20 protein-coding genes are annotated in these 25,891 nt (G+C 72.4%); 16 read left to right on the top strand and 4 right to left on the bottom strand.

Translation table 11 applies throughout. From position 1 onward, the window contains the following. Positions 1-80: 80 nt before the first annotated feature. The 3 genes from VF202_14490 to VF202_14480 are packed head-to-tail and all read right to left on the bottom strand — an operon-like array spanning position 81 to position 3,002. Entirely contained in the window at positions 81-935 is an 855-nt protein-coding gene (locus tag VF202_14490) for a carbohydrate ABC transporter permease (GenBank protein ID HEX7041322.1), read from the bottom strand. Continuing rightward, a complete protein-coding gene (locus VF202_14485) occupies positions 935-1,888 on the bottom strand; it encodes a sugar ABC transporter permease (GenBank protein ID HEX7041321.1) in 954 nt (317 codons plus the stop codon). Before VF202_14485 ends, VF202_14490 begins: the two co-directional genes overlap by 1 nt. Before the next feature lie 49 nt (positions 1,889-1,937). Then, on the bottom strand, positions 1,938-3,002 hold the full coding sequence (locus tag VF202_14480; protein ID HEX7041320.1) for a LacI family DNA-binding transcriptional regulator: 1,065 nt from the start codon (positions 3,000-3,002) through the stop codon (positions 1,938-1,940). A gap of 276 nt (positions 3,003-3,278) precedes the next feature. Here VF202_14480 and VF202_14475 point away from each other — a divergent pair, with 276 nt between their 5' ends. The 12 genes from VF202_14475 to VF202_14420 all read left to right on the top strand — a co-directional run bounded on the left by VF202_14475 (position 3,279) and on the right by VF202_14420 (position 19,517). Then, positions 3,279-3,857 (top strand): hypothetical protein, encoded by a 579-nt coding sequence (locus tag VF202_14475; GenBank protein ID HEX7041319.1) that lies wholly within the window; start codon positions 3,279-3,281, stop codon positions 3,855-3,857. A 198-nt stretch (positions 3,858-4,055) separates the two neighbouring features. After that, a complete protein-coding gene (locus VF202_14470) occupies positions 4,056-4,673 on the top strand; it encodes a hypothetical protein (GenBank protein ID HEX7041318.1) in 618 nt (205 codons plus the stop codon). 91 nt (positions 4,674-4,764) lie between these two features. Continuing rightward, the gene (locus tag VF202_14465) at positions 4,765-5,688 is read left to right on the top strand and encodes a metallophosphoesterase (GenBank protein ID HEX7041317.1); all 924 of its coding nucleotides are present in this window, start codon (positions 4,765-4,767) and stop codon (positions 5,686-5,688) included. A 9-nt stretch (positions 5,689-5,697) separates the two neighbouring features. Continuing rightward, positions 5,698-6,960: an ABC transporter substrate-binding protein gene (locus VF202_14460; GenBank protein HEX7041316.1), complete on the top strand. Its 1,263-nt coding sequence runs from the start codon at positions 5,698-5,700 to the stop codon at positions 6,958-6,960. A gap of 82 nt (positions 6,961-7,042) precedes the next feature. Then, on the top strand, positions 7,043-7,900 hold the full coding sequence (locus VF202_14455; protein ID HEX7041315.1) for a sugar ABC transporter permease: 858 nt from the start codon (positions 7,043-7,045) through the stop codon (positions 7,898-7,900). Positions 7,901-7,903: 3 nt separating this feature from the next. Next, positions 7,904-8,746, top strand: coding sequence for a carbohydrate ABC transporter permease (locus VF202_14450; protein HEX7041314.1), 843 nt, complete (start codon positions 7,904-7,906; stop codon positions 8,744-8,746). A gap of 15 nt (positions 8,747-8,761) precedes the next feature. Then, complete coding sequence (locus VF202_14445) at positions 8,762-11,059, top strand: hypothetical protein (protein HEX7041313.1); 2,298 nt, start codon at positions 8,762-8,764, stop codon at positions 11,057-11,059. A gap of 83 nt (positions 11,060-11,142) precedes the next feature. Beyond that, a complete protein-coding gene (locus VF202_14440) occupies positions 11,143-12,153 on the top strand; it encodes an ROK family protein (GenBank protein HEX7041312.1) in 1,011 nt (336 codons plus the stop codon). 126 nt (positions 12,154-12,279) lie between these two features. After that, positions 12,280-13,374: a hypothetical protein gene (locus VF202_14435; GenBank protein HEX7041311.1), complete on the top strand. Its 1,095-nt coding sequence runs from the start codon at positions 12,280-12,282 to the stop codon at positions 13,372-13,374. Next, on the top strand, positions 13,371-15,143 hold the full coding sequence (locus VF202_14430) for a class I mannose-6-phosphate isomerase (GenBank protein ID HEX7041310.1): 1,773 nt from the start codon (positions 13,371-13,373) through the stop codon (positions 15,141-15,143). The genes VF202_14435 and VF202_14430 overlap by 4 nt, the downstream gene beginning before the upstream one ends. 67 nt (positions 15,144-15,210) lie before the next feature. After that, on the top strand, positions 15,211-16,011 hold the full coding sequence (locus VF202_14425) for an alpha/beta hydrolase (protein HEX7041309.1): 801 nt from the start codon (positions 15,211-15,213) through the stop codon (positions 16,009-16,011). Positions 16,012-16,070: 59 nt separating this feature from the next. Beyond that, complete coding sequence (locus VF202_14420; GenBank protein HEX7041308.1) at positions 16,071-19,517, top strand: choice-of-anchor Q domain-containing protein; 3,447 nt, start codon at positions 16,071-16,073, stop codon at positions 19,515-19,517. Positions 19,518-19,651: 134 nt separating this feature from the next. On the opposite strand, the gene VF202_14415 is transcribed toward VF202_14420, so the two are convergent. Next, positions 19,652-20,242, bottom strand: a complete 591-nt coding sequence (locus tag VF202_14415; protein HEX7041307.1) for a peroxidase-related enzyme — start codon at positions 20,240-20,242, stop codon at positions 19,652-19,654. 364 nt (positions 20,243-20,606) lie between these two features. On the opposite strand from VF202_14415, the gene VF202_14410 reads away from it, so the two are divergent. The 4 genes from VF202_14410 to VF202_14395 all read left to right on the top strand — a co-directional run. Further along, the gene (locus VF202_14410; GenBank protein HEX7041306.1) at positions 20,607-22,109 is read left to right on the top strand and encodes a hypothetical protein; all 1,503 of its coding nucleotides are present in this window, start codon (positions 20,607-20,609) and stop codon (positions 22,107-22,109) included. Positions 22,110-22,428: 319 nt separating this feature from the next. After that, on the top strand, positions 22,429-23,958 hold the full coding sequence (locus VF202_14405; GenBank protein ID HEX7041305.1) for a hypothetical protein: 1,530 nt from the start codon (positions 22,429-22,431) through the stop codon (positions 23,956-23,958). Positions 23,959-24,117: 159 nt separating this feature from the next. Continuing rightward, positions 24,118-25,587: a hypothetical protein gene (locus VF202_14400; protein ID HEX7041304.1), complete on the top strand. Its 1,470-nt coding sequence runs from the start codon at positions 24,118-24,120 to the stop codon at positions 25,585-25,587. An 18-nt stretch (positions 25,588-25,605) separates the two neighbouring features. Next, positions 25,606-25,891, top strand: a 286-nt coding sequence (locus VF202_14395) for a hypothetical protein (protein ID HEX7041303.1), incomplete at its 3' end; no start/stop codon positions are given.

Below are 25,891 nucleotides of genomic sequence, written 5' to 3'. Positions count from 1 at the left end.
GGGGGTCGTGCGCGGCAGGCCCGCGGTCCGCGCGGCCGCATGCGCGCGCCGGGTCGCGCGCCTCGGCCCGAGCGGCGCCCTCACCCCTTCACCCCCGTGCCCGCGATGCCCTGCAGGTAGTAGCGCTGGAACACCAGGTAGACGACGACCATGGGCAGGACGGCGATGAGGCTCGAGGCCATCACCGCCCCCACCTGGCCGCCCGCCTGGCCGCCGATGCCGTAGAGCGTGACCATCTGCGTGAGCGTCTGGAAGCGGATGTCGCGGTTGACCAGCGACGGCCACAGGAAGTCGTTCCAGCCGCCCATGAACGTGAAGATCCCGACCGTGATGAGCACCGGCGCGGACAGCGGCCAGATGATGCGGAACAGGATCGTGAGCTCGGAGGCGCCGTCGACGCGCGCGGCGTCGATGAGCTCCTGGGGGATCGTCTTGAAGTTCTGGCGGAACATGAAGATGCCGAAGGCGCTCACCGCCCCGGGCACGATCAGCCCCTGGTACGAGTCGGTCCAGCCGAACCTCACGATGAGCAGGTAGAGCGGGATGAGCAGGAGCTGGCCGGGGATCATCATCGTGAGCAGTATCACGTTGAAGACGAACTCGCGTCCGAAGAACCTCAGGCGCGACAGCGCGTACCCGACGATCGAGGAGAACACGAGCACGCTCGCCGTCTGCAGGAGGTAGACGAACGCCGAGTTGAAGAGGGCCCTGCCTATGGGTATCTGCGTGAACACCGCGCGGAAGTGGTCGAGCGTCGGCTCGCGCGGGACGAGGTTCAGGTCGAAGAGCTCGCGCGGCCCCTTGAACGCCGTCGAGAGCATGTAGAGGAAGGGCAGCAGGAAGCCGAGCGCGCCGAGGGTCAGGAGCAGGTAGAAGAGCAGCCGCCTGGCGGCGCCGCCCAAGCCTTCGAGCCGGCTGCCGACGTAGCCGGTCATCAGTACCCCACCTCCCGCTCGAGGAAGCGTCGCTGGATCAGCGTGACGACGAAGATCAGCAGCGCCAGCACGACGCCGATCGTCGCCGCGTAGCCCATGCGCAGGAACTGGAAGGCCTGCTGGTAGAGGTAGAGGACGAGGCTGAGGGTCGCGTCGAGCGGTCCGCCGCCCGTCATCACGAAAGGCTCTACGAACAGCGAGAAGCCGCCGATCGTCGAGAGGACCACGACGAGGATGAACGCCGGGTTCAGCATGGGGAAGGTGATGTAGCGGAAGCGCTGCCAGGCGTTGGCGCCGTTGAGGTACGACTCCTCGTAGAGCTGCGAGGGGATCGCCTGGAGCGAGGCCAGGAAGATCATCAGGTAGTACCCGACGTTCTTCCAGGTGGCCATCACGGCGATGCTCGGCATCGCGACCCTGGGGTCTGACAGCCAGCCCACGTGCCCCAGCCCGAGCGACGCGAGCGCCTGGTTGAGGAGGCCGTCGTCGGCGTAGAGGCGCAGCCAGACGAGGCTGACGATGGCGCCGGACGTGACGAACGGCAGGAAGTAGGCGGTGCGGAACAGGCCGCGGGCCCTCAGCGGCTGGTTGAGGACCACGGCCAGCAGCAGGGCGATCGCGATCTGCAGGGGTATGTGCACGGCCAGGAACACGGCCGTGTTGCCGAGGGCCTTCCAGAACAGCGGGTCGCTGAAGAGGATCTCGAAGTTGCGGGTGCCGACGAACGGCTTCTCCGGCCTGACGATGTTCCAGTTGTGAACGGTGAGGAAGAACGCGAAGCCGAACGGGTAGGCGACGAAGACGGCGAAGAAGAGCACGTACGGCAGCACGAAGAGGTAGCCGACGGGGTTCGACCGCCTGATCTCGCGCCACACGCGGCGCGGGCTCAGCGTGGAGGCGAGGCGGCCCAGCCAGCCGACCGCGGGCTCCGCCCTGCCGAGCGACGCGCTCACCGGCGACCTCCCGCACGCGGGGGCGGGGTCACCGGTTCCACCGCGGCCGTCACCGACCGCCCCCTGCGCCCCCGGTCCGCGCGACGCCGCCAGGGGAAGCCGCGCGCGTCGTGCCCCTGACTACGAGCTCGGTGGGGAGCGTGGTCCTCTCGGGCACCTCGCGGCCCTCCAGGCGTGCGAGCAGCAGCCGCGCGCCCGTCCGGCCCAGTCCCAGCTTGTCGACCCTCACGGTGGTGAGAGGCGGGTCGTGGTAGGCGGCGAGGTGGATGTCGTCGACGCCGACGACCGCGACGTCGCCCGGCGTGCCGAGGCCGCGCGCGGCCAGCGCCTTGACCGCGCTCATCGCGGCGGGGTCGTTGGCGGCGCAGACCGCGTCGGGAGGCTCAGGCAGCCGCCTGAGCACCTCCTCCATGGCGTAGAAGCCGCCGTCCCAGGCGTCGCCGCCCGCGGCCACGGCGCGCTCGTCGAGCTCGACCCCGGCGGCGGCCAGCTCGTCCCTGAAGCCGGCGAGGCGCGCCCCGAAGTTCGGGTTGTCGAGGTTCTCGCTCACGAAGGCGTAGCGCGTGCCGCCGCCCTCGAGCAGGTGGCGGGCGGCGAGCCTGCCGGCCTGGTCGTGGTCGGTGACGACGGAAGGCAGGCCGGGGAACTCGTGGTCGATGAGCACCACGGGCACGCGGCGCTCGCGCAGGGCGCCGAGGATCTCGTCGCTGACGTCGCAGCCCACGACGAGAAGGCCGTCGACGCGCCCCTCGCGGGCCAGGTCGAGGAGGTCCTCGCGCCGCTTGAGGCTGCTGAGGACGAGGTGCTTGTCGGCCTCCTCCAGCACCTCCTCGATGCCGCCGATGACCTCCATGTAGAAGGGGTTGAGGACCACGGGCGCATGGCGCGACATCACGGCCACGCCGATGTTGTCGGTGGTGCCGCGCTTGAGCCCGAGGGCGACGGAGGAGCGCCGGTAGCCGAGGGCGCTCGCGGCCTCGAGCACGCGCCGACGCGTGGCCTCGGAGACCTCGGGCTCGTCGTTGAGGGCGCGGGACGCGGTCGCGATGCCGACGCCCGCCTCGGCGGCGACCTCGCGGATCGTGACCTTGGCCTCCCGCGACCTGCTGCCCATCCCCCGCCTCCCTGTGGCCGCGCCCCTCTGCCGGAATCGATTCCGGGCCTGGGCGCCGGCCGCGTACCTGCCTCCGGTGGTCCCTTCCGGTAACGTTTCCGGCATCGTAGCACGGGCGCGGCCGCCTGAGGGCCACCGCGAGCTGGGCCCGGTCGCTCATGAACCCCTCGGCGGGCGTTCATGGGCAGGGGCAAAGGTGCCGTACGGGCGCGCCCCGCGCCGGTCGTCGAGGGTCGGCGGCCCGGCCGCGCGGGACGACGTCACGAGGAGGAGCCCATGCGCCTGACCGGTGTCCCAAGCGTCCTCGTCGCCAGCCTGGCGGTGCTCGGCCTCGCCGCCTGCTCGGCCCTACCGCTCCCGCACGAGGTGGACCTGAAGGCCCAGATCTCCGACCCCAAGGGGGAGATCACGACGGAGGTGGGGGCCGGAGAGGTCGAGGAGCTGGACCTCCGCGTGCCCACCGACGAGGGCGAGTGCTTCGTCTTCGAGGACGTCGCCCCCGGCGCCACGGTCCACTCCGCCCAGCTCCAGTGGATCGTCGACGTCCACTACGAGGGCCCAGAGCTCTCCGGCAAGGTCCAGGGCCGGGCGTACGTCGCCGGCGAGGGCGAGGACGTCTTCCAGGCGTCGAACACGCTCGGGCCCGTGATCACGGTGGACCTCTCCCGCACGTCGCAGCGGCTGGCGGGCGCGGCGAACCTCAACCCCGACCAGCTCGCCGCCATCAACGACCGCGTGATCTGCTGGGGCGCCCACCTCACGGGCCAGGACGTGACCGCCCAGGAGGACGGCACGGCGACGATCGGCTACGCGATCGAGCGCCTGCGGCTGAGGGTCACCTTCAGCGTGATCTAGCGGGAGCGCGCCCGGGTCTCGGCCGGGCCCGACCGGCCCCTGCCGGGGTCGCCGGTCCGCGGCCCAGCTCTTCCATGCCACCTCAGGGCAGCCCTGTCAACCCGCGGTTGACAACCGCGCGGCCGTCAACCTATGGTTGACAGAGCGGCGCCGCACGCCTCGCCCGGCCACGTGCCGGCGGGCGGCACGGAGGTGAGCATGACGGAAGGCACGAAGATCGACGACGCGCGCCTGGCCGGCAGCCTCGCCGCGGCCTTGGCCGAGGCGGGCCCCGACCTCGAGGCGCGCATGGCCACCGACCCCGAGGCGTACCTCGACCTGGTGACGATCGCGGCCAAGGCCGAACGCCAGACCGAGGAGCTGCTGAGGTCGGCCGTCGCCGCGGCGCGGTCGGCGGGGCAGAGCTGGGAGGCCATCGGCGCGCGCCTGGGCATCTCGCGCCAGGCGGCGCAGAAGCGCTTCGGGCGCGCGGACGAGGACGAGGCCCCCGAGGGGGGCGTCGGAGCGCCCGCGGGGGCCGGCGAGGTGCGCGTGGTCTCGGGCCTCACGGCCTTCAACGAGATGAGGGTCCTCGAGCGTCTCGGCCGGCACGGCTGGCACTCGATCGGCTACGGGATGCTGCACCACGTGGTGCGCAGGTCCGACAGGCAGTGGGAGCACGTCAGGCTGATGGCAGGCTCAGACGCCGTGGAACCTCTGCTCGAAGCGGGCTGGCAGCGCGTGGGCAGGAGCTGGTTCCCCTGGGTCTACCTCAAGCGGCAGCTCGACCTCCCCGCGCTGCCGGAGGAGGGCGCCGGCCCCGCTTCCGCTACCTAGCCGGCGGGAGCGGTTATCGTGCCGGGACCGCGGCGCCGTGCGGCCCGCGGTCCCGGCACCTGGCGGGACCGCTGGTCCCGCCGCGCAGGACATGGCCGAAGCCCTCGAGCTGCTCCTCCTCACCGACGTGCACCACGGACCTTCCCGGGTGGCGAGGGACGCTCCGCCGGCGCTCGACGGGCTGACGTCGGTGCTCCGGCGGCTCGAGCGCGAGCCGGCGACGCTGCTCCTCGACCTCGGCGACCGGATCAACGACGTCGGCCCAGAGCAGGACCTCCGCCACCTGGAGGAGGTCGCGTCCGCGTTCGCGCTCTCGACCAAGGAGCGCCACCACCTGCTGGGCAACCACGACGTGAAGCTGCTGAGCCAGGAGGAGAACGCCCGGGTGCTGGGCGGCCCCGTGGGCCACACGGTCCTGCGGCGGGCCGGCTGGACCCTGCTGCTGTGGAGCCCGCCGCCGCTGTACCGGCGCGACGGCTGCCTGGTGCCGGAGGACGACGTGGCGTGGCTCGTCCGCGCCCTCGACGAGCTCGACGGTCCCGCCGCCCTCTTCACGCACGTCCCCTTCCACGCCGGAAGCATGCTCGGCAACTACTACTTCGAGGGCGACCACGCCGGCGGTGCCGTCTACCGCGACGCCGAGCGGCTGCTCCCGCTGCTGCTGGCCAACGACCACGTCAAGGTGGCGGTGGCCGGCCACGTGCACTGGAACAGCGTCAACGTCGTCGACGGCGTCCCGTTCCTCACCGTGCAGTCGGTGAGCGAGCTCGCCACCACCGCACCGCGCCCCGCCGGCGCCTGGGCGCGGCTCAGGCTGGAGCCGGACGCGGTCGCGCTGCACGTGCACGGCCTCGACGGGTTCCAGGTGCGGTTGCAGCTGCGCGAGGCCGGCCGCCACTGGCTGAGGCGGCGCGGCCTGCCGTCCTGGAGCGCCACCCCGCCAGCCTCGCGGGCGGACGCGGAGGGAACGGCCTCTGATAAGATTCGCGAGTCCGCAAGCCCCGGCACGGAGTAGGAGAGACGCATGCGAATCGCCATCCGTAAGGCGCGAGCCCTGCTGGTCGCGCTCCTCGTCACCACGTGCGCGGCGAGCGCCGCCGCCCAGACCGAGATCACGTTCTGGCACATCTTCGACGCCGGCCCCGCCGCCGAGTTCATCGACCAGGTGATCCAGGACTTCAACGACGCCAACCCCGACGTCCACGTCACCCACCTGGGGACGAACTTCTTCGACTACTGGACGCGCCTCACCACCGCCACGGCGGGCGGCATCGGGCCAGACGTCGCGATGAACGACCTGGGCAACGTGCCCAGCCGCGCCGAGTCGGGCGTGATCCTGCCGCTGGACGACCTGCTGGGCGAGTCGGGCCTCGACGCCTACTGGCCGGCGACGCGCGCCGCCGTCACCTGGGACGGCCACGTCTGGGCGCTGCCCATGGAGACCGACGTGCGCGTCCTCTACTACAACAAGGACCTGTTCCGCGCCGCGGGCCTCGACCCGGAGGACCCGCCTCAGACGTGGGACGAGCTCGTCGAGTACGCCGACGCGCTCACCGTCGTCGAGAACGGCCGCATCCAGCAGCTCGGCTTCGGCCCCACGCTCGGCAACACCTACTTCCCGCTCTACGCCATGCTCAACGGCGAGGACTTCCTGGCCGAGGACGGCACGCTCGAGCTGAACACGCCCGCCGCCGTCGAGGCGCTGCAGTGGATGGTCGACAGGCAGAACGCCTACGGCAGCAGGGAGATGACCTCGTTCGCGGCCACCTTCGGTTCGGGCGCCAGCGACCCGTTCATCTCCGGCAAGGTCGCGATGATCATCCAGAACAACACGTTCCCCGGCCAGATCGCGCAGTACGCGCCGGACCTCGACTACGGGGTGGCGCCCCTGCCGCACAACGGCACGCCGGCGAGCTGGAGCAACGGCTTCTCCCTGGAGATCAGCTCCTCGACCGAGGCCCCCGAGGCGGCCTACCGGCTCGTCGAGTACCTGATGTCCGACGAGGTGCAGGCGGCGTACGCGCAGCTGAACTTCTCGATGGTGGGGAACATGGCCGCCGCCCAAGCGGACGAGCTGATGGCCGACCCGAACTGGCAGGTGTTCGTAGAGCAGATGGCGACCTCGCAGTTCCGCGCCTTCTCGCTCGAGGCCCCCACCTGGTACGACACCGCCCTGCAGCCCGAGGTCGACGCCGCGCTGCTCGGCACCAAGACGCCGCAGCAGGCGCTCGACGACGCGCAGCGGTCGTACGAGAACGAGGTCAGGCGGTATCGCGAGACCCACTGAAGCCATCGGGGCCCGCCGAGCGAGCGGCGGGCCCGCCCGCACTTCGCGCCGACCCCGCCTGAGCCCCCTCGCCCGCCGCGAGATGTTCACGGCGTGGCTCTTCATCTCGCCGTGGGTGCTGGGCTTCGTGATCTTCTCGGCCCTGCCCATCGGGCTGTCGATCTACTACAGCTTCTCCAGCTACAACGTCTTCCAGCCCCCCAGGTGGATCGGCCTCGCCAACTACCGCGCGCTGACGACCGACCCGCTGTTCTGGAAGGCGCTCTACAACACCGCCTACTACACGTTCCTCTCGGTCCCCCTGATGATGGCGATCAGCCTCGCGGTCGCCATGCTGCTCAACTCCAAGCTCAGGGGCATGCGGGTCTTCCGCACGATCTTCTTCCTGCCCTCAGTGCTCTCGGGTGTGGGCGTGGCCCTGCTGTGGCTGTGGATCTTCAATCCCGACTACGGGCTCATCAACCTGGCCCTCGGTTACCTGGGCATCGAGGGGCCGCTGTGGCTGTTCTCGCCGGCGTGGTCGAAGCCCGCGATGGTGATCATGAGCCTGTGGGGCATGGGCGGCGTGATGGTCATCAACCTCGCCGGCCTCCAGAACATCCCGCCGCAGCTCTACGAGGCCGCGCGCGTCGACGGCGCCACGGCCCTGGCGCAGTTCCGCTACGTGACCCTGCCGATGCTCTCGCCGACCCTGTTCTTCAACTTCGTCACGCTCACGATCGGCTCGTTCCAGGTGTTCACCCAGGCCTACGTCATGACCGACGGCGGGCCCGTGCACTCGACGCTGTTCTACGTCTTCTACCTGTTCCAGACGGCGTTCGAGGGCCTGCGCATGGGCTACGCGTCGGCGATGGCCTGGGTCCTGTTCGTCATCATCGTCGGTGTCAGCCTGTTCCAGATCGCCGTCTCGCGGCGGCTCGTCTACTACGAGGAGAGCTAGCCCGTGCGTTCGCTCAAGGCCGCCAAGACCGCCTACGCCGTCACCGTCTACGTCCTGCTCGGGCTCGGCTCGCTGGCGTTCCTGCTCCCGCTGGTCTGGATGCTGACGACGGCGCTCAAGCCGGACACGCAGCTCTTCGCCTACCCGCCCCAGTGGATCCCGAAGCCGCCGCAGTGGCGCAACTTCGTCGAGGCCATCCAGTACTTCCCGTTCTGGCGCTACTTCCTGAACTCGACGATCGTGACGATCCTGGCCGTCTTCGGGCAGGTGTTCTCGGCCTCGATCGTGGCGTACGGGTTCGCCAGGCTGCGCTGGCCGGGGCGCGAGGTCGTCTTCTTCCTCGTCCTCGCCACGCTGATGATCCCCGCCCAGGTGACGATGATCCCGCAGTTCGTGATCTTCACCTGGCTGGGCTGGGTGGACACGCTGCTGCCGCTGATCGTGCCGAGCTTCTTCGGCGGCGGCGCCTTCAACGTCTTCCTGTTCAGGCAGTACTACCGCACGATCCCGCGGGAGTACAACGACGCCGCGCGCATCGACGGCGCCTCGGAGTGGCGGATCTTCTGGCAGATCATCCTGCCGCAGTCGAAGCCGGTGATCGCCACGGCGGCGATCTTCGCGTTCCTGTGGACGTGGAACGACTTCATGGGCCCCGTGATCTACCTGCACAGCCCCGAGAACTTCACGCTGCCCATCGGACTGCGCGCCTTCCAGCAGCAGACGGGCACCGAGTGGGACCTCCTGATGGCGGCGTCGCTCATCGTGATGGTCCCCGTGATCGCCCTGTTCTTCCTGCTGCAGCGCTACTTCGTGCAGGGCATGGCGCTGTCCGGGCTCAACCGCTGAACGACTGGAGGAGCCTTGCCGCGTAGCACCACGACACGGCGCCTGCGACGCGCCGCCTTCGACCCCGGCGCCCTCGACCTCCTGCCCTCGGCCGAGTCCCTGGCCGGCGACCCCATCACGACCGACCCGCGCGACCCCGACTGGGCGCCGCCCGCGCTCACGAACCAGTGGGCCGGCCTCGTCGCCGGGCGCGGCGTGTTCTCGTACGCAGGCCTCAGCACGCCGGACCTCTACGCCGCGAGCGAGCACGGGCGTCTCTTCGCCGGCCTGGGCGGCGGGCCCCTCGAGGACCTCTCGTCCGCCGGCGAGGTCACCTACCGCTGGTACCCGAGCCGCGTCGAGCGCGGCCAGGAGTGGCGGGGTCTGCGCCTGCACGTCACGACCGTGATCCCCACGTTCGGCGCGGCGGCGGTGAACCTCTTGAACGTGAGCAACCCGGGCGGCGAGCGGGCGTCGCTCGACCTCTTCGCGCTGGTGGCGGCGGACACCGCGGCGAGCTGGGACACCTCGTGGCCCCCGCGCGACCCCGTGAGGGCGCGGGTACGGCTGGAGGGGGAGACGCTCCTGCTCGAGGACCGCGAGTCGGCGGCCGCGTCGGCGGTGGCGCTCAGCGTCCCGCTCGCCGGCGTCGCCGGCTTCGACAGGCAGGCGAGCGGCTGGGTCAGCGCCTTCGAGGCGGTGGGCGACCCGTTCGCGCCCCAGGAGCACGTCCTGACCGACCCCGCTCCCGACGACCCCAGGTGGCGGGAGGCGCTCGCCGCCGCGCGCTTGGACGGGCGCCTGGACCCCGGCTCCCGCTGGGTCGCGCTGCACTTGCGGCTCGAGCTCGAGCCGGGCGGCTCCGCCGACCTGGCGTGGGCCCACGCCCTGGGCGCGGACGCCGCGGAGGCGACCGCTCTGGCCCGGCGCTGCCTGCGCGAGGCCCCGGTGCTGGTCGAGAGGACGAGGGACGCGTGGGAGGAGGAGTGGCGCGCCGCCTTCGGCGCCAGCCCGGGTCGCTTCTCCGGGCACCTGCCGGTGCTGGAGTGCGACGAGGAGCCGGTGCGGCGCCTCTACCACGTGGGCGCGCTGAACCTCCTCTACTGCAAGCGCACGCCCGCGTGGGGCGGTCCCGCCGAGACCTACGTCACCGGCTTCCCGTCGTCGCTGGGCACGTTCCCCCACACCTGGGTCTTCCCGTGGGACACGATGATGGTCGCCGGGGTCCTGAGCCTGCTCGACCCCGCCGTGATGAGGCGCATGCTGCTGGCCTTCCTCGAAGCCGACCTGCACCGGGGCTGCGCGATCGACCTCAGGAGCGGCGGTCCCGTGGGCACCTGGTACGCCGTCAACGACCACGCGGCCGTGCACATGGCCTGGCAGTACGTGCGCTACACCGGCGACCTCGCGTTCCTCCACGAGGCCGTGAGGGGCAGGAGCGTCCTCGACGTGCTCGTGGAGCACGCGCGCTACTACCGCCGCCTGGCCGGCGACGACGGCCTCGCCGACTACGGCACCGCGGCGAACCTCCTCGAGTGCGTCAGCAGCTACACGCACAAGGTCGCCTCGTTCAACGCCGCGAACGTCTGGAACGGGCGCACCGTGGCCGCGATGCTGCGGCTCGCCGGGCGCGACGAGGAGGCGGGGGAGCTCGAGGGCACGGCGGGCGCGCTGGCCTCGGCCGTCCTCGAGCTCTACCTGCCGGGCGAGGGGTACTTCGGGTGCCGGCAGCCCGATGGCGAGCTCGTGCCTGTGCGGCACTGCTTAGACTTCTTCACGGTGCTGCAGTGCATGCCCGACGCGCTCTCCCCTGAGCAGGTCGAGGAGATGGTGGCGTTCTTCCTGCGCGAGCTCAAGACGCGGACGTGGATGCACGCCCTCTCGCCGCTGGACCCGGACGCCGCCTCCAGCTCCCGCACCGACCACCAGGACGAGGGCGCCTACACGACCTGGCCGGCGTACTCCCTCGAGGCGCTGCTGCAGACCGGTCACGTGCGCGAGGCGCTCGAGTGGGTCGGAACCGACGGCGCCCCGGGCCTCGCCGACGTCACCCGCCAGGGTCCGTTCGGCCAGGCGTACACGCACGGGGACGCGGGCAGCCCCACCGTGGGCGGCGTGGCGGCGAAGGCGCCGATGGAGTTCCCGCACATCGAGAAGCCCGTCCTGCTGCCGGGCGGGAGGTACGCCCAGCTGGTCGTCGAGTCGCTCGCCGGCGTGCGACCCGCCCTCGGGGGCGAGGTCGAGGTCGCCGGACGCGACCTGCCCCTGCGCCTGGGCCTCAAGAACCTGCTGCTGAGGGGCGAGGACCACGCCCTGGAGAGCGGCGCGGCCTGACCATGGCGGACGCGGCGCGCGCGCTCGCGGCTCGGGGCGGCGGTGGGCCGTCCGGCGGAGCGACCGGCGGGGGAGAGCCCGCCGTGCTGTGCCTCGACGTGGGGGGCAGCAGCGTGAAGAGCGGCGTCGTGCTCTCCGGTGGCGAGCTGATCGCGGGGCCCTTCCGGAAAGAGCTCGACAGCGCCGGTCCGGCGGGACGGATCGTCGCGTCCCTGGCGTCGTCCCTGGAGGGGCTCCTGCCCGCGGCCGCCGGACACGACGTGCGCGGCGTGGGCGTGTCGATGCCGGGCCCCACCGACTACGCGCGGGGCGTGCCCCTGATGCGCGGCCTGGGCAAGTTCGAGTCCGTCTACGGGCTCGACCTCGCCGCCGAGGTCGTGAGGCGCGCCCCGTCCCTCGCCGGCCTGCCGTGGCGCTGGCTGAACGACGCGCGGGCGTTCGCGCTCGGCGAGCTGCGCTTCGGGGCGGCGCGGGGAGCGCCCAAGGCCATGTTCCTCACCCTCGGTACGGGCTGCGGCTCCGCCTTCGCCGTCGACGGGAGGCTCGTCACCAGCGGGCCCGGCGTCCCTGAGGGCGGCTTCGTCTACGTCATGCGTCACGGGGAGAGCACCCTCGACGAGCTGCTCTCGGCCCGCGGCGTGCTGCGCCTGTGGCGGGAGGTGGCGGCGGAGCGCGGCCAGGGAGCGCGTGGCCGGGTCGAGGACCCGGCGGGCTTCCGGTCCGGCGAGCTCGGAGGCCTCACGGTCGTCCCGCCCGGCGACGTCGGGGGCCCGGCGGACGTCCCGCCAGGCGACGTCGGGGCCGCGCCCGAGGTCGAGAGCGCCCGCGACGTCGGGCTCCGCGCCGCGGCGGGCGATCCGGCGGCCCTCGAGGCGTTCGCGCGGTTCGGTGCGCTGCTGGCCGACGCGCTCGAGCCCGTGTTCGCAGCCTTCAGACCCGAGGTCGTCGTGCTCGGCGGCAAGGTGAGCGAGAGCCTGCGGTTCTTCGCGGCGGCCGCCCGGGAGGCCGGGGCGCCGCCGCTAGTGCCGGCCGCGGCGCCGGACGCGGCCGCGCTGCGGGGGGCGGCGGTGCACCTGCTCGAGAGGACGGGTTAGGGTGGGCGTTCGGCCGCGCCGACTTGGTACCGGGGGCGCCGCCGCTCGCGTCCGGGCGCGGTCGCCCGGGGGCGCCGGCGCTCGCGTCCGGGCGCGGTCGCTCCGGGAGACGAGATGAGGTCGAGGTTGACGTCGCTCTTGCTGCTCTCGTTGTCCGCCGCGGCCGCGGCGCAGGAGGGGGACTGCCGCGTGGCCGAGACCCTGCCCCCGCCGGGCAGCGCCGTCCCGGCGCCGGAACTGAACGCGCTCTTCGACGTGCGCGGACCCGGCTGGACCGGCGGCGACAGCACCTACTCGGTGCCGCTGCCCGACGGACGCACGGCCTGGCTGTTCTCCGACACCTTCCTCGGCGTCGTCGACGAGCGCGGCGGACGCGACCGCTTCTCCCCGCTGGTGAACAACACGATCGTCGTGCAGGACGGCGCTAGCCTCACGACCCTCCACGGCGGCGACCCGACGCTGCCCCGGTCGTTCTTCCCCTCGCCCACGGGCTCCAAGGACGACTGGTACTGGGTCTACGACGGCACCGTCGAGCCCACGCCCGAGGGCGACAAGCTCAGGGTCTTCCTCCTCCACTTCCGCCGCTCCGGCGCCGGCCAGTTCGGGTTCGAGTGGCGGGGCAACGCGCTGGCCACGCTGTCGCTGCCCGACCTGCGGCTGGAGTCGATCGCCTCTGTGACCGACGCCGGCGGCGTGAGCTGGGGCGCGGCGGTCCTCGAGACGCCCGACCACACCTACGTCTACGGGACCGAGGACCTGGGCGACGACAAGTACATGCACCTGGCCCGCGCCCCGCGCGGCGGGCTGACGGGACCCTGGGAGTTCTGGGACGGCGTCGGCTGGAACCCGGACCCCGCCGCCAGCGTCCGCCTGCTCCACGGCGTGGCCAACGAGTACAGCGTCACGCCCCACGCCGGCGGGTTCGTGCTCGTGACCATGGACACCCGCACCTCGTTCAGCCCCGACCTCGTCGCCTACACCTCCTGCGCCCCCGAGGGGCCCTGGGAGCACCGCGCGCTCCTCTACCGCACGCCCGAGAGCGGACAGGGCGACCTCATCACCTACAACGCCCACGCCCACCCGCAGCTCGCCGACGAGCGCGGCTGGGTCGTGAGCTACAACGTCAACAGCCGCACGTTCGCGGACCTGTTCCTCGACGCCACGATCTACCGGCCCCGCTTCGTGCGGGTGCCGTTCGGCGACGCCCCGGGCGGCGGATGAAGCGTTACGCCGACCCGCCCTACCGGCCCGCCGGCGTCTTCGACCCCGCGCCCGCCTACCCGCTCGAGCCCGGCCAGGTCTCCCGCGACCTCGCCGCGCTCGCGCGCCTGCTCGCCGAGCGGCGGGTGGTCGTCGTCGACGGCTACGTGGGCGTGCTGTGGGACGAGCTGCGCGCGGCGCTGAGCGAGCGGTTCGCCGCGGACGGCGTGGAGGTGACCTGGCTCGACGTACGCGACGCCCTGCGCCCGGCGGCGGAGGTGGAGGCGTACGTCGCCCCCTACCTGGGCGGCGACGACCCGGTGTTCGGCACGCGTTGCGACGGGCGCCTCGAGGACCTCTTCGACGCGGAGAGGCTGGCGGCGCTGCGTCCGGCGGAGGAGGGCGTGTCGGTCCTCTACGGCTGCGGCGCGGCCCTCGCCGGCTGGGACGCCTACCTCGCCTACGTGGACCTGCCCAAGGACGCGGTCCAGCAGCGGGCGCGGGCCGGCCGGGTCGCGAACCTCGGCCGCGCGGCGCCCGAGGACGCCAAGGCGATGTACAAGCGCTTCTACTTCGTCGACTGGCCGCTGCTGAACCGCCACAAGCGGGAGCTCCTCCCGCGCGTCGACCTCTTCCTCGACGGCCAGGAACCGCGCGAACCCAGCTACATCGCCGGGGACGACCTGAGGGCCGCCCTGACGCGGATGAGCCGCAGCTACCTCAGGACCCGCCCCTGGTTCACGCCCGGCCCGTGGGGCGGCCAGTGGCTGAAGGAGATCGTGCCGGGCCTGCCGGAGGCGCCGAACTACGCGTGGTCGTTCGAGCTGATCGCGCCGGAGGCCGGACTGACGCTGGCGAGCGGCGAAGAGCGCCTCGAGGTGTCGTTCGACGCGCTGATGTTCCTCGCCGCCGAGGCCGTCCTGGGCGAGCACGCCGCGCGCTTCGGCACCGACTTCCCCATACGCTTCGACTACCTGGACACGATGGGCGGGGGGAACCTCTCGGTGCAGGTGCACCCGTCGCCGCGGTACATCCGGGAGAGGTTCGGCGAGCCGTTCACCCAGGACGAGACCTACTACATCGTCGACCGCGTCCCGGGCGCGAAGGTCTACCTCGGCTTCCGGGAGGGCGTAGACCCGGCAGCGTTCAGGGCGGAGCTGGAGGAGAGCGCGCGCTCGGGGACGCCCGTGGACGTCGAGAGGTTCGTGCGCGCCGTCGCGTCCGAGCGCCACGGCCTCTACCTGATCCCGCACGGCACCGTCCACTGCTCCGGCGCCGGCAACATGGTGCTGGAGATCAGCGCCACGCCGTACATCTTCACGTTCAAGATGTACGACTGGCTGCGCCTCGACCTCGACGGCCGTCCGCGGCCCCTGAACGTCGAGCGCGCCTTCGACAACCTCGACTTCTCCCGGCAGGGCGCCGTGGTGGACGACCAGCTCGTATCGCGCCCGCGCGTGCTGGGCGAGGGCGAGGGCTGGCGGCTCGTGCACCTGCCCACCCACCGCGACCACTTCTACGACGTGCACCGCGTGGAGCTCTCGGGCCGGGTCGAGGTCGCCACCGAGGGCTCCCCGCACGTGCTGAACGTCGTCGAGGGCGGACCGGTGCGGCTGCGCACGGCGGGCGGCGAGGCGGTCTTCGCCTTCGCGGAGACCTTCGTGGTCCCCGCCGCCGCCGGCCGCTACGAGCTGGTGAACGAGGGGCCCGTCGAGTCGAAGGTCGTCAAGGCGTTCCTCAAGCCGGTCGCCGGTGGTGCCGCGGGCGGGGCCGCGGAGGCGGCCCGCTGATGGCCGCGCCCGCCCTCCCGATCCACGCGCTCGCGGACGCGGGCGCACGAGCGGGGTCGGCCCGCACATGACCGCGCCCGCGCTCTCCGGCCACCTGCCCGTCGCCGGCACGGAGATCCACTACGAGGTCCGCGGCGACGGTCCGCCGGTGCTGCTGGTGCACGGCGCCTTCGGCTCCACGCGGCAGTTCTCCGGCCTGCTCCCCGCGGTCACGAGGCGTCACCGGGCGGTCCTCGTCGACCTCCAGGGCCACGGGCGCACCGCCGACAGGGAAGAGCCGTTCAGCTACGAGCGCTTCGCCGACGACTGCGCCGCCGTGCTCGACCACCTGGACGTGGGACCCGCAGCGGTCGTCGGCTACTCGATGGGCGGCGGCACCGCGCTGCAGCTCGCCTTCCGCCACCCTCGCCTCGTGGCGAGGCTGGCCGTCCTGAGCGCGCCGTTCCGCAGCGCGGGCTGGCACCAGGACGTCATGGCCAGCTTCCGCGCCACCGGCTCCCACCAGTGGCCGTCCGTGAGGGACAGCTCCCTCTACCGCGACCACGCCGAGGTCGCGCCGCGCCCCGAGGAGTTCCCCGTGCTGCTCGACAAGCTCGGCTGGCTGCTCGGCGGCCACGAGTACGACTGGACCGACGAGGTGCGGGCGCTGAAGGTGCCCGTGCTGATCGCTCTGGGCGACGGCGACAGCCTCTCCCCGGCCCACGCCGCCGAGATGTTCGCCCTGCTGGGCGGCGGTCTGCGCGACGGCGGCTTGGGGGGCGAGTGCCTCTCGCGCTCGCGCCTCGCCGTGCTGCCGCGCACCACGCACTACGACCTGCTGGCGTCGCCGCTCCTCGAGCGCGTGCTGGTCGAGTTCCTGGAGGCGTAGCAGGACCGCGTGACGCCCGCGTAACGGCCCCCTCGCGAAGCTCCGACCAGGAGGACCGCATGAGGGCATGCTCCCACCGTCCCGCACGCCACGAGCCGGCGGTCGCGCACGGACCCGGCGGCCGTCCCGCGCACACCCGGCGGGCAGCGTCCCTGGCGCTACTGGCGACCCTGTGCGCCGCGCTGGCCGGCCTGGCGACGACGGCCCGGGCCGCGACGATCGCGGTCACGACCACGGCCGACGAGCTCGACTTCGTCCCCAACGGCGAGTGCTCCCTGCGCGAGGCCGTCGTCACGGTGAACGAGCAGCGCGCGCTCGGCGTAGGCGGCTGCACCGTGAGCGGGACGCTCGGCTCGAACGACACGATCGTCCTGCCGGCGGGCACGTACCGGCTCACCCGCATCACCGCGTTGCCGCTGACCCTCGTCGACCAGGACGCCGACAACATCGACGTCCTGGAGGACGTCACGATCCAGGGCGCCGGAGCAGGCAGCACGGTGATCGACGGGGGCGAGCTCTACTACCCGGCCTACGGCGTGGAGTGGCCGCTCTTCGAAGGGGGCGTCGTCCGCGTGGCCGCAGGCGTCACGGCGCGGATCGAGCGCGTGACGCTGCGCGGCGGCGAAGCCATGTCGGGCGGCGGCCTGTACGTGGCCGGCTCGCTCACCCTCGTCGACGCGGCCGTCGAGGGGAACAGGACCGAGGGGCCGGGTGCCGGCATCTACAACGAGGGCTCACTGACCCTGAGGCGCGTGACCGTGAGCGACAACGAGAGCGACCTGGTGGACGTCCCGCCAGCACGTGTCGGCGGCGGCATCTTCACGTCGGGCAGCCTCGACGCCCTCAACGTCACGATCAGCGGGAACCGGACGATAGCCGGGGGCGGGGTGTCGGTGCAACAGGGGGCCGGCCCGACGCTCCTCGACAGCGTGACCGTCACGGGGAACGTAGCGATCGGCTCGTCCGGCTTCACCTACTTGCCGACGGGAGGGATAGCCAACCTGGCGCCGGCCTCCACGGTGAGGATCCAGAACAGCATCGTCGCGGGCAACGAGGCGCCGGGCGACCCGGACTGCTACGGCGCCTTCGACTCGCGGGGCCACAACCTGATAGGCGACGCAGGCGACTGCACGGGCTTCTCCGCGGACGACCTGAGGGGGAACGCCGACGAACCCATCGACCCGCTGCTGGCCCCGCTGGCGAACTACGGCGGCCAGACGAAGACGCACGCCCTGCTGCCCGGCAGCCCGGCCGTCGACGCCGGCCCGCTCCCGGCGACCGGCGACTGCCCCGACACCGACCAGCGCGGCTTCCCACGGGGCCTGGACGGGGACGGCAACGGCCTCGTGGAGTGCGACGTCGGCGCCTACGAGGGGCCCGCAGGGACGAACGCCGACGCGAACCTGGAGGTGTCGCTGGCGCTGGGGCCGAACCCGGTCCCGGCGGGCGGCACGCTCGAGCTCGAGGTCACGGTGCGCAACAACGGCCCCGGACCGGCCGACGGCGTCGAGTTCACCCTCGCACTCCCTGCCGGCTCCGGGCCCGTCCTCAGCATGCCGGGCGGCTGCGGCGCCAGCAGCGGCACGGCGACCTGCGGCGTGGGTGACCTCGACCCCGGCGACGAGGTGAGCCGCCTGGTCACGGCCACCGCCCCGTCGACGCTGGGCGTGGTCATCGCCGAGGTCGCGGTGACCGGCGACTCGGAGGACCCCGAGCCGAGCGACGACACGGCCCAGGCGACCACGCTCGTGGTCGGCGCGCACACCGCCGACCTGTCGCTGACGATGACGGGCCCCACCGGGGTCGAGACGGGCGGGAGCATCGAGTACGTGCTGACGGCGCACAACGCCGGTCCCCAGGCCGCCGACGCCACGGCGCGCGTCTCGTACGCCCTGCCGGCGAACGCCGCGTTCGTGTCGGCCACGACCGGCTGCAGCCGCGTGTCGAGCATCGTGAACTGCCCGGTTCCCGGCCTGGGCGCGGGCCAGTCGCGGCAGGTGAGCGTCGTCCTCACGGCGCCGGCGCAGACGGGGCACGTGTACAGCACCGCCAGCGTCGTGGGCGAACCCGGCTCGGACGGCGACCTGAGCAACAACAACGCCTCCTTCACGACCCGCGTGGACCCGCCACCGCCGCCCAGCGCCGACCTCTTCATCCAGAAGCTCGGCCCGTCCACGGTCCAGGTGGGGACCGAGATCGCCTACAACCTCGTCGTCCACAACAACGGCCCCGACGCCGCCGAGGACGTGCGGGTGACCGACGAGCTCCCGCCCGGCGTGAGCGTGGTGTCGGTGCCCGAGGGGTGCAGCGTCTCGGGCGGCACCGTCACCTGCGACGTCGGCGTCATGGAGCCGTTCGGCACGACGGTCCAGTACCAGGTGGTGGTCGCCGCCCCCGCCGCGGCCGCTGTGATCAGGAACGAGGCGAGCATCGTCGACCTCGGAGACTCGCTCGACCCGTACCCAGCCAACGACGCCTCGGGCGTCACCACTACGGTCACCGAGGAGCCGCCCCCGCCCGGCGCCGACCTGGCCATGTCGAAGGACGGTCCGCAGCTCGTCCAGCCCGGGGCCGCGTTCTCCTACGCCCTCGCCGTCACGAACACTGGGCCCGACTCGGCCGCGAACGTCGTCGTCAGCGACGCGCTGCCCGCCGGGGTCACGCTGACCGGCGTGCCGAGCGGCTGCGCCGCGTCCGGCGGCACCGTGACGTGCGAGCTCGCGAGCCTGGCGGCGGGCGCGACGGCGGCATTCACCCTCGAGGTCACCGCGCCCGACGCCGAGGGCGAGCTGGTGAACACGGCGACGGTCGCCAGCGACACCGACGACGGCGTGCCCGGCAACGACAGCGACACGGTCACGACGGAGGTCTCGGCCGCGGCGCCGGACGAGGCCCCGACGCTGAGCCTGGCAGCGCACCCTTCCGCGGCTGCCAGCCGCTCCGCGCGTCCCGGAGACGACGGCGTCACCGCCCTCAGGCTCGTGGCCTCCGCGGGCGACGGCGAGGCCGTGGCGATCCGCACGCTGAGCATCAGCTACACCGTGGAGCGCGGCGCGGCGGGCATCGTCGGGGTGCACCTGTACGCCGACGCCGACGGCGACGGCGCTCCCGACGGCGAGGCCCTGGCCACCGGCAGCTTCGGCCAGGGCGCGAACGCTCTGGTGCTCGACGTCGCGGAGGAGGCCACGGTGCCCGCCGGCGCCTCGCGCGGCTACCTCGTGCTCGTGGACCTGAGCGCTCTCGCGGCCGTCGAGTTCGGCGGGCCTTGGGCCGCGCTGGCGGCCCTCGGCCTGGTGCCGCTCGGCCTCGTCGCCCGCCGCCGCGCCGGACGCCTCGCGGCCCTGTCGGTCGTCGTCCTCGCCCTCTGCCTCGTCTCCTGCCGCACCGCCGGGCCCGCCTACCGCCTCACGATCGAGGACGCCGCGGCCGTCGGCGCCGAGTCCGGGCTCGCGGCCGAGGTCTCGGGCCTCCCGCTAGCGGGGGCCAGGGTCACGGTCGAGAGGTGAGGCCCTCGCGAGGCCCCGGAGGGGCGCCCGGCTAGCCGTCGGCAGGCCCACGAGGGAGCCTGCCGACGGTCGTCGCGGCGGCCTCGGCGAGGGTTCGCCCCCAGGCCTGCAGGGTGTCGCCCCGGCACCTCCGACTACGGCTCCTCCACGGGCCTGCCCACGGCGAGGTCCTCGACGAGGCCGGGGAGCCGCGAGCGGAAGGCGGCGTCCGGCCGGGTGCCCACGGCGTCGCACAGGGCCGTGAAGAACAGTCGGGCCGCGGCGGCCGAGGCTACGTCGAAGATCTCGGCGTCGGTGAGACCGACCGACCGGAGGCGCTCGACGTCCTCCGACGTGACGGTGTGGGCGGCTTCGGCGACCTTGGCGGCGAAGTCGAAGATGGCCCTCTCGGTCTCGTCGAGGGGAGCGGACTCCGGCTCGCGGGCCAGGGCGCGCAGCTCGTCCTCGCTGGTGCCGAGGTCGAGCAGCCTCTCGCCGTGGGCGATGGTGCAGTAGCTGGAGCGGCGCCGCACCGCTGCCGCCAGGGTGGCGAGCTCGTAGCGCCTGGGGTCCATGACGCCCTTCACCGTCGAGTTGAGCGCGACCCACGCGCTGAACAGGGCCGGACGGTGGCTGAACGACCTGCCGTAGTTGGGCACGTAGCCCAGGCCCTCCCGGAGCGCCTGGTACATCCGCGCCACGCCGCCTTCCGCTCGCTCCTCGGGGACAGTGGCGATGAAGGCCATCGATCACCTCCTCGTTCGGTTGCCCAGGAGGTTATCGCCGCACGGGGCAGCGGTGCCGCGGGCCGGGGGCGAGACCCGCGGCGCCGCCTCCGTCTCGGGCCGCTCGTGTACGGGTGCCGCCTCCACGTATGGGCCCTTGCAGACGGATGCCGGAGCCTCGCCGCGGGCCCGTGGAGGGGTAGGCGCCGGCGCCCCGCCCTTGGTAGAAAGCTCCGTGACGCGGACTCACATGATCGGCCCGGCGCCCGCGGGAAAGGGTTCACCGATGCGTAGACGCCGTCTACTCGGGCTACTTGGCCCCCTTGCCCCTGCGAGGTTCCTGCCGCCGCGGGCGGCCGCGGTCGCTGGATGCCTCCTGCTCCTGGTGGCCTGCGGTGGTCCGCGTCCGGGCCTCGCGGTGTCCCTGGCCTCCGACGCCCTGCAGGTGCTCCGAGGCGGACAGGTCACCGTCGAGGTGACGCTCACGCGCCTCGGCGACGCGAGCGGCGACGTGACGCTGGAGGTCAGCGGGTTGCCGACGAAGGTGCAGGGTACCTTCAGCCCGACGGTTCTAAGCGGCGACGAGCTCACGAGCACGCTGACCCTGAGCGCCGACGCGTCGGCGCCCGAAGACGTGAGCATCGTGACCGTGACCGCCGCCGGGGCCGGGCTCGCATCCGAGGCGCAGCTCGCCCTGGAGGTGGAGAGCCTGACGGTCGCCGGCCACATGGTCGGGTTGTTGGGCGCTCCGCTCTCGGGAGCCACCGTGGTGAGCCAGGACGACCAGGCGGCCCTCGGCAGCGACGGCTCCTTCAAGCTGGTGGGCCTTTCGGTGCCTTACGACGTGACCGCTTTCAGCACCGCCGACGACAAGGTACATGTCTACCGCGGCCTGACGGCCAGCGAGATCGAGCTCAGCAGCACCGCACTGCTGCCCGTCACGACGCCGAGGAGCGCCGAGGTCACGGGCTCCGTGACAGGCGGCTCCGTGCCCATCGGCGCCAACCAGGTCGTGGTCGTCTGCGCCGAGGGCATGGACCGGATCGTCGATGGGTGCACGTCCGTCGACCCCACGACCTCGGGCTTCGATCTGACGGTGAACTGGTACGACCAGTTCGACCGCTCCGTGCGCCTGCACCTGCTGGAGCGCGAGACCGATACGGGCGGGCAGGTGGTCGGCTACCCCGGCTACGCGACCGTCGACCTGGAGCTGACCAACGGCGAGACCGTGAACCTGCCGGAGCCTATCGACCTCGGCGAAGCCTTGTACACGGAGACGGTGGAGCTGTCGGTGGACAGCCCGGTCCCGGTCACCTCGACGGTCGCCGCCGTCCAGGTCGGACCCAACCTCGCGATCGCCGTACAGGAGGACAACACCGCCGCCACAGACCTCACCGTGACCATGCCCGTGCTGCCGAACGCCACGTACCTGTTCGGCTCTGGCGTCAACATCGAGCGGGCCGCCTGGGTCATGACGTCCACCGGCGGCAGCGTGACCGTCGCGGTCCCCGAGCTGCCCACGCTCACGGCACCGGCGGACTCCGCATCCGACGTGACCACCGCGACCGAGTTCACGGTCTCGAACCCCACCGGCGGCGCGCTCACCTGGGTATGGTCAGGCGGGGGCGGCTACGTCTCCTCCCTCACGACCATGGCCACCTCGGTCACGATCCCCGACACCAGCGAGTACGGCGTTCCCTTGCCCGCGGCGGATACCGTCCAATGGCAGGTGGTGGCCTCGGGCGGGGAGACCGCCGAGGCCGGCAGCCACTGGATCAACGACCTCTTGAGCTGGGTGACGCTGTGGGGGAGCGGGGGCTCCCCCGGGTTCGGCGGCGACGGCTCCATCGCCATCAGCGATGTGCGGGACTTCACCACGGCCCCGTAGGCACGTCGAGAGCTCGTTCGGCGGCGGCGCCTTCCGAGAGCTCCGGGGGCGCCGCACCGTGCGTCGTGCGCCGGTACACGGGCAGCGGCGGCTCGCTTCTCGGGCGACGCACCGCCCTCGCGCCGTCGCCGCGGCCGCGGCTGGCCTCTGTGAAGGACCGTAAGGCACCGTCCCGCGCTCGGGGTAACGATATGTGGCACCTACACACAGGCCTGGTGCCGTTCGTGCCGGAAGGGGCGGACCCATGTACCGAAGAAGCGGATCCTCGTGTCCCGGTCTCCGTGCCGGCTCGGTCGTTCGAGGGGCGCGCGCCGCCGCGATGGCGGCCGCCCTCCTCGCCGTGGCCGCCTGCGGCGGCCCGCAGCCGAGCATCGTCCTGAGCCTCGGTTCCGACGCCGTCGTGCTGGTCCGCGGCGACGAGGCCAGCGTCGAGGTCACCCTCACGCGCGTCGGCGGCGTCGACGGGGCCGTCACGCTAGACGTCACCGGCCGGCCCGCGAACGTGGAGGCCAGCTTCGCCCCTGCCGTGCTCAGCGGCGACACGCTCACCAGCACGCTGACGCTGACCGCCGCCGCGGCCGCCGACGAGGGCGAGCACTCTCTCACCGTCGTCGCGACCGGCGGCGGACTCACCGCCGAGGCGACGCTGCAGCTCGAGGTCGTGAGCCTCACCGTGCAGGGGCGCCTCGTGGGCTCGCAGGGCCGTCCGCTGCCCGGCGTCGCCGTGGCCAGTCAGGGCCAGTCGACGGTGACCGACATAGATGGCGCGTTCGAGCTCAGCGGCCTGTCCGTGCCGTACGACCTGACGGCGTGGAGCGTGACCGACGAGGCGGCGATCGTCTACCAGGGCCTGCGGGAGAGCGAAGTGGTCTTGGGCGGCTTCTTGACCTCTGTCGGGCCGGTCGCGCGCTCCGCCACCGTCACGGGCACGCTCACGGGCGAGGCCATACCCGTGGGCACGAACCAGATCGTCGCGGTGTGCGCCGAGGGCCTCGATGGCCCGGCCCAGGGCTGCGACTTCGTGAGCCCCACGGAGACGGACTTCTCGGTGTTCGTCCAGTGGTGGGGGCCGGAGACGCGCTCCGTGCGCCTGCACCTGCTGCAGATCGAGAGGGACGTCAGCGGCGTCCCCGTCGCCTACCCCGGCTACGCCACCCACGACGTGGAGCTCACCGCCGGGACCACGCCGAGCGTGGCGGACCCGATCGACCTCGGTGCGGCGCTCGACACGACCGAGGTCGAGCTCACGGTCCTGTCGACGAGCGCGCTGTACGCGACCATCGGGGCCGTGCAGCTGGGACCGAACCTGGCGACGTCGGTGATGGTGAACAACGACGGGACGGCCGCCTTCGCCGTCGCGATGCCCGTCCTTCCCGGCGCCACCTACACCTTCCTGGCGGCGACGGGCACCGACGACATGGCCTGGGTGACGGGGCTGACGGGCGGCAGCGCGACGCTCATCGTCCCCGACGCACCGGCCCTGGTCGCTCCCGCGAACATGGCCACCGGCGTCACCACAGACACCGAGTTCACGGTCTCCAACCCAGGCGGCGGACCGTTGGTGTGGATCTGGAACGACACGGCCACCGACTACGGCCTGGCGCTCCTCACCACCTCGACGACCGTGACGATGCCCGACACGAGCTGGCTCGGCTTGCCGCTGCCCGCGGGGGCTACCTTCGATTGGCAGGTGATCGCCACGGGGGGAGACTCCGTGGAGTCGGCCGCCTACAGGCCCGCCGAAGGGCTCAACTTCGTGTCGATGCTGCTGGGCGGTTCGTCCCCAGGCTTCAAGGGTGACGGCACCATCATCAGCAGCAGCTCGCGGCAGTTCACCACGGCGCCGTGAGCACGGCGCCGGTCCGAAGGGAGATGGTCGATGCAAGGAAGCCGCCGACTCGAGCGAACTCGCACTCGTGCCCCAGCGAGGCTCCTGCCGGCGCGGCTGGCGCTCGCCGGAGGCCTGCTGTTCCTGGCGTCGTGCGGCGGTCCGCAGCCGAGCATAGCGGTGTCGCTGGCCGGGGACGTGCTGCAGGTGATCCGCGGCGGCCAGGCCACGGTCGAGGTGACGCTCACCCGCCTGGGCGGCGCCAGCGCGGACGTGACGCTGGAGGTCACGGGGCTGCCGGACGAGGTGCAGGCGGCGCTCAGCCCTGCCGTGCTTGCCGGTGACGTCCTCACCAGCACGCTCACCTTCAGCGCGGACGCCGCCGCGGACGAAGGGGTCCACATCCTCACCGTGTCCGCCACTGGCACGGGGCTCGCGGCCGAGGCGCAGCTCGTCCTGGAGGTGGAAAGCTTCGCTGTGACGGGTCGCCTGAACGGGATCCTCGGCGCTCCGATGTCCGATGTCATCCTGGCCAGCCAAGGCGACACCACTGTCACGGACGAGGACGGCTCCTTCAGGCTGGCGGGCCTGTCGTTGCCTTACGACGTCACCGCCTGGATCGCCGCCTCCCAACAGGTCCACGTCTACCGGGGCCTGACGGAGGGCGAGGTGGAGCTCAGCTCCTTCGTCCTGACGGCCAGCAGCCCCTCGAGGAGCGCCACGATCAACGGCTCAGTGACCGGCGGCTCCGTGCCGGTCGGAGCGAACCAGGTGATAAGGGTCTGCGCCGAGGGCCTGGACGGTTACGCTTTGGATTGCCTGGAGATCACCCCGGGCAACTCGAGCTTCTCGTTCAGCGTCTCCTGGCAAGGTAAGCCCGAACGCACCGTACGCCTGCACGCGCTCGAGATCGAGACCGACCCGGGCGGCGAGGTAGTCGGCTACCCCGGCTACGGGAGCGTCGAGGTGGAGCTGACCGATGGTGAGACCGTGAACCTGTCGGAACCGATCGACCTCGGCAGCGCCCTGGACACCGAGGAAGTGGAGCTGACCGTCGTCGCCCCCGAGACGCCTTCGCTGACGGTGGCGGCAGTCCAGGTAGGCCCGAACATGGCGTTGACGGTGATGCGGGACGACACCGGCGCGACCGACTTCTCTCTGGTCATGCCGGTCATCCCCGGCGCCGGCTACGTCTTCGCATCGGGCGACCTATTCGACCAGGCTGCCTGGGTCGCCGGCGCCACGGGCGGCAGCGTGACCGTGACGGTCCCGGAGCTGCCGACGTTGACGGAGCCCGCGGACCTCGCGACCGACGTCACCACGGCAACGGAGTTCACGGTCGCGAACACAGGGGGCGGCGCGGTGACCTGGACGTGGGAAGAGCTGGGCGTCTATAGGGCCGCCTTGACCACCACGGCCACCACGGTGACGATCCCCGACACCAGCGAACTGGGCATAACCCTCCCTGCGGGGCACACCCTCCAGTGGCGCGTGGTGGCTTCGGGGGGAGATGGCGTCGAGCCCGGCGCGCACTGGGACGGCGACGTGTTCAGCCTCGTGCTGCTGTACGCGCTCGGTGCCTCCCAAGGCTTCGACGAAGACGGCTACTTCGCCATCAGCGCGCAGCGGTCGTTCACCACCGCTCCTTAGGGAAGGCGGGGGTTCCCCATGCGCTCCACCACTCCGACAAGGGGACCCAGGTCCCGTCCCGCCACGCACTCACGCACGGCGCGCACTGCCCTGTTCGCCGCGGTCCTGCTGCCGTTGGCCGCGTGCGGGGGTCAGGCGAGCGTCGTCCTGACGCTGGGATCGGGCGTCGTCCAGCTGGTCCGCGGGAGCGACGCGACGGTCGAGGTTTCGCTCGCCCGCGTGGGGGGTGCCGGCGGCGACGTCGTGCTGGCCGTGACGGGCGAGCCCGAGGACGTGGCGTGGAGCTTCAGCCCGCCGGTCCTCG

It is taken from the genome of Trueperaceae bacterium (genome assembly GCA_036381035.1).
In the GTDB taxonomy this organism is placed as follows: Bacteria; Deinococcota; Deinococci; order Deinococcales; family Trueperaceae; genus DASRWD01.
The sequence above is the reverse complement of the archived record's forward strand: the minus strand, read 5'-3'. Positions and strand labels throughout refer to the sequence as shown.

Coding starts and splice junctions, on each gene's coding strand:
- VF202_14490 (HEX7041322.1), bottom strand. CDS start 935: ATGACCGGCTACGTCGGCAGCCGGCTCGAAGGCTTGGGCGGCGCCGCC.
- VF202_14480 (HEX7041320.1), bottom strand. CDS start 3,002: ATGGGCAGCAGGTCGCGGGAGGCCAAGGTCACGATCCGCGAGGTCGCC.
- VF202_14475 (HEX7041319.1), top strand. CDS start 3,279: ATGCGCCTGACCGGTGTCCCAAGCGTCCTCGTCGCCAGCCTGGCGGTG.
- VF202_14470 (HEX7041318.1), top strand. CDS start 4,056: ATGACGGAAGGCACGAAGATCGACGACGCGCGCCTGGCCGGCAGCCTC.
- VF202_14465 (HEX7041317.1), top strand. CDS start 4,765: ATGGCCGAAGCCCTCGAGCTGCTCCTCCTCACCGACGTGCACCACGGA.
- VF202_14460 (HEX7041316.1), top strand. CDS start 5,698: ATGCGAATCGCCATCCGTAAGGCGCGAGCCCTGCTGGTCGCGCTCCTC.
- VF202_14455 (HEX7041315.1), top strand. CDS start 7,043: ATGTTCACGGCGTGGCTCTTCATCTCGCCGTGGGTGCTGGGCTTCGTG.
- VF202_14430 (HEX7041310.1), top strand. CDS start 13,371: ATGAAGCGTTACGCCGACCCGCCCTACCGGCCCGCCGGCGTCTTCGAC.
- VF202_14425 (HEX7041309.1), top strand. CDS start 15,211: ATGACCGCGCCCGCGCTCTCCGGCCACCTGCCCGTCGCCGGCACGGAG.
- VF202_14420 (HEX7041308.1), top strand. CDS start 16,071: ATGAGGGCATGCTCCCACCGTCCCGCACGCCACGAGCCGGCGGTCGCG.
- VF202_14415 (HEX7041307.1), bottom strand. CDS start 20,242: ATGGCCTTCATCGCCACTGTCCCCGAGGAGCGAGCGGAAGGCGGCGTG.
- VF202_14405 (HEX7041305.1), top strand. CDS start 22,429: ATGGCGGCCGCCCTCCTCGCCGTGGCCGCCTGCGGCGGCCCGCAGCCG.